The 14071-nt window shown below is 71.5% G+C and carries 9 protein-coding genes; 4 read left to right on the forward strand and 5 right to left on the reverse strand.

All coding sequences use genetic code 11. The features are described 5' to 3' along the window. Window positions 1-164: 164 nt before the first annotated feature. From imuA to KF708C_RS26565, 3 genes are all read left to right on the forward strand, one after another. A complete protein-coding gene (gene imuA, locus KF708C_RS26555; RefSeq protein ID WP_059414025.1) occupies window positions 165-1058 on the forward strand; it encodes a translesion DNA synthesis-associated protein ImuA in 894 nt (297 codons plus the stop codon). Next, on the forward strand, window positions 991-2544 hold the full coding sequence (locus KF708C_RS26560; protein ID WP_059414028.1) for a Y-family DNA polymerase: 1554 nt from the start codon (window positions 991-993) through the stop codon (window positions 2542-2544). The genes imuA and KF708C_RS26560 overlap by 68 nt, the downstream gene beginning before the upstream one ends. 196 nt (window positions 2545-2740) lie before the next feature. After that, the gene (locus KF708C_RS26565) at window positions 2741-6301 is read left to right on the forward strand and encodes an error-prone DNA polymerase (RefSeq protein ID WP_059414030.1); all 3561 of its coding nucleotides are present in this window, start codon (window positions 2741-2743) and stop codon (window positions 6299-6301) included. Window positions 6302-6419: 118 nt separating this feature from the next. On the opposite strand, the gene KF708C_RS26570 is transcribed toward KF708C_RS26565, so the two are convergent. Next, window positions 6420-6671: a hypothetical protein gene (locus KF708C_RS26570; RefSeq protein WP_020201483.1), complete on the reverse strand. Its 252-nt coding sequence runs from the start codon at window positions 6669-6671 to the stop codon at window positions 6420-6422. A gap of 435 nt (window positions 6672-7106) precedes the next feature. Here KF708C_RS26570 and KF708C_RS26575 point away from each other — a divergent pair, with 435 nt between their 5' ends. Further along, window positions 7107-9047 carry a methyl-accepting chemotaxis protein gene (locus KF708C_RS26575; RefSeq protein WP_231586591.1) on the forward strand — a complete coding sequence of 647 codons (1941 nt, stop codon included), beginning with the start codon at window positions 7107-7109 and terminating at the stop codon, window positions 9045-9047. A 240-nt stretch (window positions 9048-9287) separates the two neighbouring features. Here the strand turns inward: KF708C_RS26575 and KF708C_RS26580 are convergent, their stop codons facing one another. From KF708C_RS26580 to KF708C_RS26595, 4 genes are all read right to left on the reverse strand, one after another. Then, window positions 9288-9695 (reverse strand): Zn-ribbon domain-containing OB-fold protein, encoded by a 408-nt coding sequence (locus tag KF708C_RS26580; protein ID WP_020204091.1) that lies wholly within the window; start codon window positions 9693-9695, stop codon window positions 9288-9290. A gap of 4 nt (window positions 9696-9699) precedes the next feature. Further along, window positions 9700-10866 (reverse strand): thiolase domain-containing protein, encoded by a 1167-nt coding sequence (locus tag KF708C_RS26585; RefSeq protein WP_020204092.1) that lies wholly within the window; start codon window positions 10864-10866, stop codon window positions 9700-9702. Window positions 10867-10994: 128 nt separating this feature from the next. Continuing rightward, window positions 10995-12545, reverse strand: a complete 1551-nt coding sequence (locus tag KF708C_RS26590; RefSeq protein WP_059414035.1) for a class I adenylate-forming enzyme family protein — start codon at window positions 12543-12545, stop codon at window positions 10995-10997. A gap of 224 nt (window positions 12546-12769) precedes the next feature. After that, on the reverse strand, window positions 12770-14065 hold the full coding sequence (locus KF708C_RS26595; protein ID WP_059414037.1) for an MFS transporter: 1296 nt from the start codon (window positions 14063-14065) through the stop codon (window positions 12770-12772). Window positions 14066-14071 lie beyond the last annotated feature (6 nt).

Raw genomic sequence — 14071 nt, forward strand, 5'->3', positions numbered from 1 at the left:
CGCCACGGGGCGGCGATCCCGGCACTCCCTGCTTCTCCCCCTTGCGTCCGCCGTGATACTGTATAAACATACAGTATTCGGAGATTCCGCCTATCCCGCCTTGTCCCACCTTATCCCGCCGCCTTGCCGCGAGGATAAGGCCGTCACAAGGCCGCAAGCATCACATGAGTTCCCTCGTTTCCTCCGGCTCGCACGCGCCGCCCGTTGATCCACCCGTGCCACCCGTGGCCCAGCCCGCCGAGGCCGGCCGCCAGGCGGCGCTGGAGGCGCTCGCGCAGCGCCATCCCGGCCTGTGGCGCGCCGGGCAGCTCGGCCGCGCGGGGCAGGCGGGCAGCGTGCCGGCGCTGGAGACCGGCCATGCGGCGCTGTCGGCCGAATTGCCGGGCGGCGGCTGGCCGCTGGGGGCGCTGACCGAGCTGCTGCTGGCCGAGCCCGGCGTGGGCGAGCTGCGCCTGCTGCGCCCGGCGCTGGCCGCGCTGGCGGCGGCGCCGCGGCGCCTGGCGCTGGTGGGGCCGCCGCACCTGCCGAACGCGGCGTGCCTGGCCGGCTGGGGGCTGCCGGCGCGGCAGGTGTTCTGGGTGCGCGCGCCGGCCGGCGCCGGCAAGGCCGCGGCGCAGGCCGACCTGCTGTGGGCGGCCGAGCAGGTGCTGCGCAGCCAGGCCTTCGGCGGGGTCGTGGTGTGGCTGCCCGCGGCGCGGCCCGAGGCGCTGCGCCGCCTGCAGGTGCTGGCGCAGGCGGGCGACGCGGTGGCGTGGGCCGTGCGCCCGGCCGGCGTGCTGCGCGAGTCGTCGCCGGCGGTGCTGCGCCTGCTGCTGGCGCCGGCGCCGGGCAATGCGGTGTCGATCACCTTCCACAAGCGGCGCGGCCCGGTGCGCGAGCAGCCGCTGGTGCTGCCGCTCGACGAGATGGCGGCGGTGCCGGGCCGTCCGTCCGCGCCTGCGGAGGCGCCGTTGCCGCGGGTTTCACAGGCCGTTGCGGGAGAGCAAGACCATGTCGTACTGGATCGCGGTGCATCTGCCGCGCCTGTCGCTGGACGCGCTGCAGCCGAACTGGCCTGAGCCGGACGCTGCCGCCGCGGTCCCCGGCGTGCTGCATCACGGCGTGCCGGTGGCGGTGATGGAGCGCGAGCGCGTGGTGCTGGCCAATGCCCCGGCGGTGGCGCTGGGCGTGCAGGCTGGCATGCGGCGCGGCGGGGTGCAGGCCCTGTCGGCGCAGGTGGTGCAACTGGAGCGCGAGCCGGCGGCGGAGGCGCAGCTGATGACGGCGCTGGCGCTGGCGCTGCTGCATTTCTCGCCGCACGTGAGCCTGCACCCGGAGCCCGACGCGGCCACGGTGATGATCGACGCGGGCGCCAGCGTGCGGCTGTTCGGCGGGCATCGCGCGCTGTGCCGCGCGGTGTATGCGCGGGTGCGCCGGCTGGGCGTGTTCCTTCAACTGGGCTGCGCGCCGACCGCCTTCGGCGCGGCGTGGCTGGCGGCGCAGCCGTTCCGGCGCGACCGGCACGGCCGCATGGTGCGCCCGGCGCGGCGCGCGCTGCGTCCGGCGCGCATGGCGCGGCTGCTGGACCGCCTGCCGGTGGCCATGCTGCGCAACGTGGCCGACGAAGGCTGGCTCGACGGCATCGGCTGCCGCACCGTGGGCGAGGTGCGCGGCCTGCCGCGCGCGGGTTTGCAGCGCCGCCTCGGCGCGGACGTGCTGGCGCGGCTGGACCAGGCCTATGGCGAGGTGCCGGTGCGCTTCGCCTGGTTCGCCGCGCCGCCCGAGTTCGCGCAGCGCATGGAACTGCCGGGCCGCACCGAATCGGTCCAGGGCGTGATGGCCGGCGCGCAGCGCCTGCTGCTGGCGCTGGGCGGCTGGCTGGCGGTGCGGCAGGCCGGCGTGACGCGCCTGGCGCTGCGGCTCGAGCATGAGCGCTACCGCCTGGGCTGCGAGACCCCGGCCACGCCGGTGACGGTAAGCCTGGCCGAGCCCAGCCGCGACCCGGCGCACTTGTGCCGGCTGCTGCAGGAGCGCCTGGACAAGGTGCAGTTCACCGTGCCGGCGGTGGGGCTGCTGCTGGTGGTGGAGGCCATGCAGGAATGCCTGCCGCGCAGCGAGGCGCTGTTTCCCGAGCCGGGCGGCACGCCGACCGGGCTGGGCCGCCTGCTCGACACCTTGATGGCGCGCCTGGGCCGCGAGAACGTGCTGCAGCCCCTGCCGCTGGCGGACCACCGGCCCGAGCGCGCCAGCCGCTGGTGCCCGGTGGACGAGATGCCCGCGCGCGCGCCGGCGGCACCCGCGCAGGCCTGGCCCGCGCGCCCGCCGTGGCTGCTGGCGCAGCCGCTGCCGCTGGCCGTGCAGCGCCACCGGCCCTGCCACGGCGGGCCGCTGGCGCTGCTGTCGCGGCCCGAGCGCATCGAGTCCGGCTGGTGGGACGACGCGCTCGCCACGCGCGACTATTTCGTCGCCGAGCGCGCCGACGGCCTGCGCTGCTGGGTCTACCGCCAGCGCCCGGGGCGCGAGGAGGGCGGCGAATACCGCTGGTTCCTGCACGGGCTGTTCTGAGCCGGCTGCACCGAGCGCGCCCGCGCCGCGCGCCATCCGGCCCGGTCCGGTTGCATCCCGCTCCGTCTTGCCCGGCTTCGTTTCCCAGCTTCGTTTCCCGGCTTCGTTGCGCTTGGCTCCATCCGGCTCCATCCGGCTTCATTTGGCTTCACCTGGTTCGACCTGGCCTCACCCTGTTTCATATCCGTCCTCGATCATGTCCAGCCTGCCCGCCGCGCCTTCGTTTTCCGCCCTGCCGCCCGCGCTCTCGGCGCTGCTGCCGGCCTTGCCCGATTACGTGGAGCTGCACTGCATCTCGAACTTCACCTTCCTCGAAGGCGCCTCGCATCCGGTCGAGCTGATCGAGCGCGCGTTCGCGCTGGGTTATGGCGGCCTCGCGCTCACCGACGAATGCTCGGTGGCTGGCACGGCGCGCGCGCACCACGCGCTCAAGGACCTGCGCGAGCGCGCCAGCGCCGCGCTCGCGCGCAGCGCGGCGCGGCTGGCCGCCGGCCTCGACGCGGGCGAGGAAGACGACGAAGACGAGGATGACCTCGAAGCCCTGGCCGCGGAGGAGGCGGAAGACGGCGAAGGCCACGACCCCGGCGCGCAGGACGTCCTGCTGCAAGCCGCCGGCCCCGGCGAGGCCGCCGAGGCCCGCCTGCGGCGCCATGAAAAACTCTCCGCCATCGCCGCCGCCGCGCAGGCCTTCCGCCTGCTGATCGGCAGCCGCTTCACGCTGACCGGCCAGGATGGCAAGGACGGCCAGAACGATGAGCCGGCCCTGCGCCTGGTGCTGCTGGCGCAGGACCGCGAAGGCTTCGGCAATCTCTGCGAGTTCATCACGCTGGGCCGCCGGCGCGCGGAGAAGGGCGCTTACCGCCTGCGCCCGGAGGACATCGCCGCGCCCGCAGCGGAACACGCGCACCTGCGCGGCATGCCCCGCTGCGTGGCGCTGCTGTTGCCCGCGTACTGCCCCGAGCCGCAAGCGCTGCTGCGGCAGGCGCGCTGGATGCGGCAGGTCTTCGGCGAGCGCGCCTGGATCGCGCTCGAGCAACTGCAGGGCCATGCCGACGCGCTGCACCGGCAGCGGCTGGAGGACGCCGCGGCGCAGGCCGGCGTGCCGCTGGCCGCGGCGGGCGCCGTGACCATGCACGTGCGCTCGCGCAAGCCGCTGTCCGACGTGCTCAGCGCGATCCGCACCGGGCAGACGCTGGCCGAGTGCGGCATGGCGCTGGCGCCCAATGCCGAGCAGCACCTGCGCATGCGCCAGCGGCTGTCGCGGCTCTACCCGCGCGAGGCGCTGGCGCAGACGCTGCGCATCGCCGCCATGTGCGATTTCTCGCTGGACACGCTGCGCTACGAATATCCGGAGGAACTGGTGCCCGCCGGCCTGACGCCGTTCAGCCACCTGTACAGCGAGACCATGAAGGGCAAGGCGATACGGTTTCCCGACGGCCTCGATCCCAGGTGGGACAAGCAACTGGCGGACGAGCTCGGCCTGATCCGGGAGAAAGGCTACGAGTCGTTCTTCCTCACCGTGCACGACATCGTGCGCTTCGCGCGCAGCAAGGACATCCTGTGCCAGGGGCGCGGCTCGGCGGCCAACTCGCTGGTCTGCTATTGCCTGTTCATCACCGAGGTCCATCCGGCCGACGCCAACATGCTGTTCGGCCGCTTCCTCTCGCGCGAGCGCGACGAGGCGCCCGACATCGACGTCGACTTCGAGCACCAGCGGCGCGAAGAGGTCATCCAGTACATCTACGGGAAATACGGCCGCGACCGCGCCGCGCTGGCCGCCTCGCTGATCACCTACCGCTCGCGCAGCGCGCTGCGCGACGTGGGCCGCGCGCTCGGCATCGACGCCAGCGTGATCGAGCAGGTGGTCAAGGGGCAGGCGTGGTGGGACGGCCCGCGCGGCTTCATCGAGCGCATCTCGCAATACGGGCTGGACCCGGAGTCGCTGGCGGTGCGCCAGTGGGCCAGCCTGACCATGCAGTTGCGCGGCTTTCCGCGCCATCTGTCGCAGCACGTCGGCGGCTTCGTGATCGCGCGGGACAAGCTGTCGCGGCTGGTGCCGATCGAGAACGCGGCGATGGCGGAGCGCAGCGTGATCCAGTGGGACAAGGACGACCTCGAATCGCTCGGCCTGCTCAAGGTGGACGTGCTGGCGCTGGGCATGCTGTCGGCGATCCGGCGCGCGCTGGCCATGATCCCGGGGCCGTCCGGCGGGCCGATGCGCATGGCGGAGATTCCCCGCGAGGACGGCAAGACCTACGACATGATCTGCGCGGCCGACACCATCGGCGTGTTCCAGGTGGAGTCGCGCGCGCAGCAGTCGATGCTGCCGCGCCTGCGGCCGCGCAGTTTCTACGACCTGGTGGTGGAGGTGGCCATCGTGCGGCCCGGCCCGATCCAGGGCGGCATGGTGCATCCCTTCCTCAAGCGGCGCGAGGTGGTGCGGCGCACCGGCAAGCAGCCCGTGTACCACGACAAGATCATCCAGAACGTGCTGGGCCGCACGCTGGGCGTGCCGATCTTCCAGGAGCAGGTCATGCAGCTGGCCATCGACGCGGCCGGCTTCACCCCCGGCGAGGCCGACCATCTGCGCCGCTCGATGGCGGCGTGGCGGCGCAAGGGCGACCTGCGCAAGTACCAGGACAAGCTGGTCAGGGGGCTGACCGCCAACAAGTATCCCGAGTCCTTCGCGCTGGCCATCTGCCGGCAGATCGAAGGCTTCGGCGAGTACGGCTTCCCGGAAAGCCACGCCGCCAGCTTCGCCAAGCTGGTCTACCTCAGCGCGTGGATCAAGTGCCACCATCCGGCCGCCTTCCTGTGCGCGCTGCTCAACAGCCAGCCGATGGGCTTCTACTCGCCCTCGCAACTGGTGCAGGATGCGCGCCGCCACGGCGTGCGCACGCTGCCGGCGGACGTCACGGTGAGCGGCTGGGAAAGCACGCTCGAAGCGGATGCGGATGGGAGCGCGGAGGTGGGAGCAAATATGGACGCGGACATGGACACGCAAGCGGACACGGAAGCAGGCGCGCAAGCGGGCAGCGCCCGCCCGGCCGTGAGGCTCGGCCTCGACCGCGTGAAAGGCATGAGCAAGGACGTGGCGCTGCGCATCGAGGCGGCGCGCGCCGGGCGGCCCTTCGCCAGCGTGGAAGACCTGGTGCTGCGCGCCTGCCTGGACCGCCACGACATCGACGCGCTGGCCGCCGCCGATGCGCTGTCCGCGCTCGCCGGGCATCGCCGCCAGGCGCGCTGGCAGGCCCGCGCCGCCGCGCTGCAGGCGGCCCACCGCGACCTGCTCTACGCGGCGCCGCCGGCCGAGAGCGCGCTTGCCTTGCCCGCGCCGCGCCTGGGCGAAGACGTGGCCGCCGACTACGCCAGCACGGGCCTGTCATTGAAGTCGCATCCGCTGGCGCTGCTGCGCCCGCGCCTGGCGGCCATGAAATTCGCCACCGCGCGGCAGCTTGCGCAGTGCGGCAACGGCCGGCGCGTGCGCGCCTGCGGCATCGTCACCGTGCGCCAGCGGCCCGCCACCGCCAGCGGCACCATCTTCGTCTCGATCGAGGACGAGACCGGCGCCGTCAACGTGATCCTGTGGCCGGACCTGATCGAGCGCCAGCGCAAGGAAGTGCTGGGCGCCACCATGCTGGGCGTGATCGGCACCTGGCAGCGGCAGGGCGAGGTCAGGCACCTGGTGGCGCAGCAACTGGTGGACCTCAGCCCGCTGCTGGGCCGCCTGATGGTGATGAGCCGGGATTTTCACTGAGCGGCGCTTGCTGCGCGCCCGCTTGTCTGCTTGTCTGCCTGCTGCGTTTGCCCGCGCGGGCGGCGGCGCGCGCCGCCCGTCCGCGCGCATGCCGGCGGGAGTGCCGGCATGCCGCGTGCTACAGCGCCTGCGTGCCTTGCGCCCGCGCCTGCCACTGCGCCTGGCGCGGTACCTCGTCCCGCCAGCCCACCGCCTTCAGCACGGCGAAGCCATGTGCCGTGACGCGCGGGCAGCGATGCCCGCCCGTGCAATCCTCGAGCGACACCAGGCCGCGCTCGACCAGGGTGTCCAGATCGACGGGGTCGAGTTCCAGGCAGTCCTGCGCATCGCGGACCAGCAGCAAGGTGGCAAATTCATGGGGACTCAGCATCGGTGACTCCTGGGTAGGGTAGCCCGCGCTCGCAGGCCTTCGAGGACAAAACTGCTGACCAAAAGACAGCATTGCCGCGAATAGGTTCAAGGTCTTTCGTGCCTCCCGGCGTGCCTCCTGGCCGGTGCATCGCACCGGCTTCGCTTGGCTTCGTTGTACGTTTTCTTTGCGTCCGTTTTGTGTCCGCTTTGTTGGCCCTTTGCTGACCTTCTTGCCATCCTGCCGCCGGCTTACCCGTTTCCCGCGTCCTTTGCCCAATCGGTCCCTTCCCGCCAGCGCTTGCCGGCGCCCGCTTTGCGGGCATGCCGCACCGCGCCTGTGCCGTTCTCGCCCCGTCGTTGTGCGGCGAAAAAATAAGCTGTCATCAAGGCCTTCAGGATGCCGGCGCGCAGCCGATACAAGCCGCATGCGAGTATTTTCCCAAGGATTTTCGTGGTGTCTTTTCTTTCCCCCGCAGTGCGCCTGATGGCGCGCCTGAACATCATCCGCAAGCTCGCCTTGCTGGCCGTCCTGTTTCTGATCCCGCTGTGCGGCGCGCTCTACGCGGTACTGAGCATGTCGCTGCAGTCCGTCGGCGCCGCGCGCGACGAACTGCGCGGCCTCGTGATCGTCGACCGCGCGCTCGATTTCATGCGCGAGACGCAGGTCAGGCGCGGCGCGGCCAACGCCGTGCTGGCGGGCAATGCCGCCTTCCGCGCCACCTTCGACGCCGCCGATGCCAAGGCGGCGGCACACCTCGCGCAGCTCAGGCAGGACGCCGCCGCGAGCAGCGGCTTCGATGTGGTGCCCGATGCGGAAAAGCTCGCGCAGGCGTGGCAGGCCATGCATGAATCGGGCCTGAAAGGCACCGCCGCGCCGCTGTTCGAGCAGCACAGCGCGCTGGTCAAGCAGACCCGCCTGTTCATCGGCGACGTGGCCGACCGTTCCTCGCTCGCGCTGGACCCCGATGCCGGCTCCTACTACCTGATCAACCTGCTGGTCGGGCCCATGCCGAAGCTGGCCGAGCTCAGCGCGCTGGCGCGCGGCCGCGGCGCGGCCATCATCACCCAGGGCGGCTATTCCGACGCGGCGCAGCAAGCCGACCTGGCGGCGCTGGCCGAGCAGATTCATGACGGGCTGGAATCAGTGCGGCGCGACATCGGCCGCGTCCTGCGCGCCGCGCCCGACTACCGCGAGCGCGTGGACGCGGCGCAGGCGAAGCTGTCGGCGATGGATGCCTTCCACGGCACGCTCAGGGACAAGATGCTCGGCACCGGCGGCATTTCCATCGACGCCAAGGCGTACTTCGACAACGCCAGCGCCGCCATCGAGGCGGTGTCCTCGGTCAACAAGGAGTTCTCGGACATCACGCACGCCATGCTGGCGCGGCGCATCGCCGCCGAGACCCGCCAGCTCGAAATGCTCGGCGGCGTGGCGCTGCTGGCCGTGGGCGCGGCGCTCTACCTGTTTGCCGGTTTCGCCGCCGGCATGCGCGGCGACGTGCGCGAGGTGGCGGGGATGGTCGAGCGCATCAATGCCGGCGACCTGGCCGTGCACGCGGAAGCGCGCGGCAAGGACGAGCTCAGCGAGGTCAAGCGTCACCTGCTGTCGCTGGTGCGGACCTGGCGCGTGCTGATCGGCGACACCAAGGCCGGCGCGCAGAACGTGCTGGCCGCCGCGGGAGAGATCGCGCAGGGCAACCTCGACCTGTCCCAGCGCACCGAGGAGCAGGCCTCCTCGCTGGAGCAGACCGCCGCCAGCATGGAGCAGCTCACCGCAGCGGTGCAGCAGAACGCCAGCAGCGCCGACCAGGCCAGCGTGCTGGCTGGCGAGGCGCGCGAGATCGCGCAGACCGGCGGCGCCTCGGTGGGGCGCGTGCTGCAGACCATGAGCGAGATCGAGGGCGACTCCCGGCGCATCGTCGAGATCATCGCGGTGATCGACGGGATCGCCTTCCAGACCAATATCCTCGCGCTCAACGCCGCGGTGGAAGCGGCGCGCGCCGGCGAATACGGGCGCGGCTTCGCGGTGGTGGCCACCGAGGTGCGCAGCCTGGCCCAGCGCGCCGCCAGCTCGGCCAAGGAGATCCGCACGCTGATCTCGCAATCGGTGCAGCGCGTGGAGGCGGGTTCCACGCTGGCCGGCGACGCCGCCGCGACGATGGACGACATCGTCGGCGCGGTCGGGCGCGTCACCACCATGATGGACGAGATCAGCCGGGCCTCGCGCGAGCAGAGCAACGGCATCGCCCAGGTCAACCAGGCGGTGGCGCAGATGGATCAGGTCACGCAGCAGAACGCCGCGCTGGTGGAGCAGGCCGCCGCCGCGGCCGACGCGCTCAAGGAACAGGCGCAGCACATGGAGCAGGCGGTGGCGGTGTTCCGGTTGGAGGCGTAGGGGGAGCGGACCGCTGGCAATCGGGATGCATCGGCAATCGGACGGCGCCATGCGCGCGGTCCAATTGCCGACGGCGCCGGCTTTGCTACCTGTGGTCTGCCCTCTCCCGCATGCGGGAGAGGGGCGGGGGGAGAGGGCCGGCGCATCCACGAAGCGATGACCTTCATCATCCGCAAGCGCCGGTCCTCGCTCCAGACCCTTCTCCGTCAGATCCCGCGGCGCCCAAGAGCCCCGCCGCTGTCAGCCCGCCTCCGCAGGCGCAAAGGTCGGCACCGGCGGCCCGTCCTCGGTCGGCGTGAAGGTCAGCTTCACCTTCTGCCCGATGCGCACCGTGTCGAGGTCGCAATCGACGATGTGGGTCATCATGGTCACGCCTTCTTCGAGCGTCACGTAGGCGATGCAGAACGGCGTCGGGCCCGCGCGGCGCGTGACGCTGAACGAGTAGATGGTGCCGCGCCCGGAGGCCTGCTTCCATTCGGTGTCGCCCATGCAGAACGGGCACAGCGTGCGCGGGTACCAGTGCGGCTTGCCGCAGGACTTGCAGTGCCTGACCAGCAGGCGGCCTTCGCGCGCGGCTTCCCAGAACGCGGTGTTGTCGGGCGCCACCTGCGGCGACTTGAGCGGCGTGGCCGTGTAGGGTGTGCTCATGGTGTTACTCCCGTTCCAGAATCACAGTGGCGCTGCCGTGGCGCGAGCCGAGATAGCCGCCCGTGCCCTGGGCCAGCGCCAGGTCGCAGTTCTTGACCTGCACGGCGGGGTGGGCCTCGCCGCGCAGCTGGCGCACGGCTTCGATCACCTTGGTGATGCCGCCGCGGTTGGCCGGATGGTTGTTGCACAGGCCGCCGCCGTCGGTGTTGAAGGGCAGCTTGCCGACGCCCGAGATCAGGTTGCCGTCGGCCACGAAGCGGCCGCCTTCGCCTTTCTTGCAGAAGCCCAGGTCTTCGAGCTGCATCAGCACGGTGATGGTGAAGCTGTCGTAGATCGAGGCGTACTTGATGTCGGACGGGCGGATGCGCGCTTCCTCGAAGGCGATCGGGCCGGAGATGGCCGCGCCCGACCAGCTCAGGTCGACTTCGCCGCCGAGCTGGCCCTTGACCGCTTCGCCGGCGCCGAGGATCTTGACCTTGGGGCGCTTGAGCCGGGCCGCGATTTCCGGGCGCGCCACGATCAGCGCGCCACCGCCGTCGCTGACCACGCAGCAGTCGAGCTTGTGCAGCGGGTCGGAGATCATCGGCGAGTTCAGCACGTCGTCCACGGTCACGACTTCGCGCAGCATGGCGTGGGGGTTGTGCTGGGCGTGGTGCGAGGCCGCCACCTTGATCCACGCGAGCTGCTCGCTGGTGGTGCCGTACTGGAACATGTGGCGCATCGCCACCATCGCGTACAGGTTCACCGTGACGGCGTTATACGGTGCCTCGAACGGCTGGTCGGGCAGGTTGGCGCCCCAGTTGCGCGCCTGCGTGCCGCTCGAGCCTTCCGAGCGCGGGCGGCCGGCCAGCGTGATCAGCGCCACGTTGCACTTGCCGGCGGCGATGGCCTGCGCGGCGTGCGAGACGTGGGCGATGTAGGCCGAGCCGCCGGTGTCGGTGGAGTCCACGTGGCGCACCTTGAGGCCGAGGTAGTCCACCATGTTGATCATGCCGAGGCCGGGCGCGTCGCCCGCGCAGAAGTAGCCGTCGACGTCCTGCAGGGTCAGTCCGGCGTCTTCGAGCGCGCCGCGCGCGCATTCCGCGTGCAGCTGCGCCACGCTCTTGTCCGGAGCCTTGCGCGTCGGGTGCTCGTAGGCCCCGACGATGTATGCCTTGCCGTTGATGCTCATGGGTCTCCCTGGTTGTTCCGGGTACGGATGATGGAATGGATGGAATCCGCCGGCGGGTCTGCGGGTCTGCCGGTCTGCCCGCTATCCGGCCAGCGCGTTCTTGCCTCGCCCTGGATTGTGGCGCGATCTCACGGCGCGCGCCCGAAGCGCTCGCGCAGCTCGCGCTTGAGCACCTTGCCGATGGCGTTGCGCGGCAGCTCGCCGGTCAGCTCCAGCGCGGCCAGGCGCTGCATTTTTTCCAGCCGGCCGTTGACCCACTCCAGCAGCGCCTCGGCGCTGGCCGCGGCGCCGGCGCGCGGCACCACGAAGGCCACCGGCGTCTCGCCCCAGCGCTCGGACGGCACGCCCACCACCGCCGCGTCGGCGACGTCGGCGTGCTTCAGCAGCACGGCCTCGATGTCGCTGGGGTAGAGGTTGAAGCCGCCCGAGATGACCATGTCCTTCTTGCGGTCCATCAGCACCAGGAAACCGTCGGCATCGAAATAGCCGACGTCGCCGGTGCGGATGAAGCGCTTGCCGCGGGCGTCGAACCATTCCGCCTCGGCGGTCTTGGCGGGCTGGTTGTGGTAGCCGGACATCATGCCCGACGAATGCCCCACGATCTCGCCCGGGGTGCCGGGCGGCGCGTCGGGCGGCAGCTCGCGGCCATCGTCGCCGAGCAGGCGCATGTCGGTGTCCGCCGAGGGGCGCCCCACGGTGTGCAGCTTGTGCGGGTGCTCGTGCGCGCGCAGCTCGCAGCGCCCGCCGCCTTCGGTCATGCCGTAATACTCGATCAGCGCGCCCGGCCAGCGTTGCAGCACCTCGGCCTTGAGCGCCGCCGGGAACGGCGCGCTGGTGCAGAACTTGTAGCGGAACGCGGACAGGTCGGTGCCGGCAAAGTCCGCGTGCGCGAGGATGCGCTGGTACTGCACCGGCACCAGGATGGTGTGGGTGGCGCGGTGGCGCGCCGCCAGCGCCAGGTAGCGGCCGGCGTCGAACTTGCCCATCAGCACCACCGTGCCGCCCAGCGCCAGCGTGGGCAGCAGGCTGACCAGCGTGGTGTTGGAGTACAGCGGCGTCGCCAGCAGCGCCACGCTGTCCGGGCCGTAGCCGCCCTGGGCGGCGCGCCGCACGTGCGAGGCGCGCATGCCGAACGGCTGGATGATGCCCTTGGGCACGCCCGTGGTGCCGGACGAATAGATCAGGTTGAAGGCCCAGTCCGGCCGGATCGCCACCGGCGCGGGCGGCGTGCCGGCGGGCGCCAGCCACTGGCTGAACGGCAGGCCGGCCGCGCTGTCGTCGAGCGCGATGCAGGGCGCGTCCGGCCCGGCTTGCGCGCCGCCGCGCAGCGCCTCGCGCGTGGTGGCGTCGACGAACACGCGGCGCGCGCCCGCATCCCGCACCATCGTGCGCAGGGTGTCCGGGTTCAGCGCCGGCGACAGCGGCGCCACCGCCACGCCCGCGCGCAGCGCGCCGAGGAACGCGGCAACGTAGCCGATGGACATGGCCGCGCAGATGGCGACGGTGCCCTGCGCGGGCACGCCGTCGCGCTGCAAGGCCGCCGCGACGCGGTCGGCCAGGCGGTTCAGCGTGGCGTAGTCGATGCTCTGCCCGTCCAGCACCAGGGCCGGGTGGCGCGGGCGCGAGGCGGCCTGCGCGTCGACCAGGGCGGGAAGGGGAACGAAGTCGGTACTTGTCATCGGGGGCGCAGCGAACTTCCCGCCGGAGCGGGAAAGCGTTGAGGAGAGCGTGGTCCGGGGCGCCCAGGGCGCCAGCCGCTGGGGAAAGAGTGTCGCGCCTGACGGCGGGTTCGACAATTTGGCTTTTTGGAAGTGAGCCTTGCGCGGCGATTTTGTGCGCCGCACAAGCGGCGGCGCGGCGAGGACCCCGGCGCCGGCGGCGCCGGGCCGGGCGAGCCCGCTGCCTACACGGTCGCCTGCACGCGGTTCTTGCGGTACAGGATGATGGTGGCGGCCAGCCCGCACGCCGCGGCGAAGGCCATCCAGTAGCCCGGCGCGGCCTTGTCCTTGGTGACTTCGATCAGATACGTGGAGATGGCCGGCGTAAAGCCCCCGAAGATGGCGGTAGCGAGGCTGTACGCGAGCGAGAAGCCCGCCACCCGCACCTCCACCGGCATCACCTCGGTCAGCGCCACCACCATCGCGCCGTTGTACATGCCGAACAGGAACGACAGCCACAGCAGCACCAGCAGCATGCGCTCGAAGCTCGGCGCGCCGGCCAGCCAGGACAGCGCCGGGTAGGCCGTCACCAGCGCGATCAGCGAGATCGCCAGTAGGATGGGCCGGCGGCCGATGCGGTCGGACAGCGCGCCGCCGACGGGCAGCCAGATGAAGTTGGAGATGCCCACGCACAGCGTCACCGCGAGGCTGTCGGCCGTGCTCAGCTTGAGCACGGTCTTGCCGAAAGTGGGCGTGTAGACCGTGATCAGGTAGAACGTGGTGGTGGTCATGGCCACCAGCATGGTGCCGGCCAGCACGGTGCGCCAGTTGCGCAGCATGGAGTCCAGCACCTCGCGCGTGCTCGGGCGGCTGCGGCGCGCGCTGAAGGCCGCGGTCTCCTGCAGCGAGCGGCGCAGCACGAACAGGAACGGCACGATCAGGCAGCCGATCAGGAACGGGATGCGCCAGCCCCAGCTATGCAGCGCCTCGGGCGCCAGCCACTGGTTCAGCCCGAAGCCGAGCGCGGCCGCCACCACGATGGAGATCTGCTGGCTGGCCGATTGCCACGCGGTATAGAAGCCCTTGTGGCCCGGCGTGGCCATCTCCGCGAGATAGACCGACACGCCGCCCAGCTCCGCGCCGGCCGAGAATCCCTGCAGCAGGCGGCCCGTGAGCACCAGCAGCGGGGCCAGCACGCCGATGGTGGCGTAGCTCGGCACCAGCGCGATCAGGATGGTGCCGCTGGCCATCAGCGTCAGCGTCACGATCAGGCCCTTGCGCCGGCCCACCTTGTCGATGTACGCGCCCAGCATGATGGCGCCGAGCGGGCGCATCAGGAAGCCCGCGCCGAACACGGCGAAGGTCAGCATCAGCGAGGCGAACTCGCTGTCCGAGGGAAAGAACGCCTGGGAGATGTAGGTGGCGTAGAAGCCGAACAGGAAAAAATCGAACTGCTCGAGGAAATTGCCGCTGGTCACCCGCAGGACCGCGGCGAGTTTCGAGGACCCGGGTACGGCCGTCCCGGCCATTTGCGCTTGCATTGCCTG

Origin of the sequence: Cupriavidus basilensis (assembly GCF_000876015.1) — a bacterium.
In the GTDB taxonomy this organism is placed as follows: domain Bacteria; phylum Pseudomonadota; class Gammaproteobacteria; order Burkholderiales; family Burkholderiaceae; genus Cupriavidus; species Cupriavidus basilensis_B.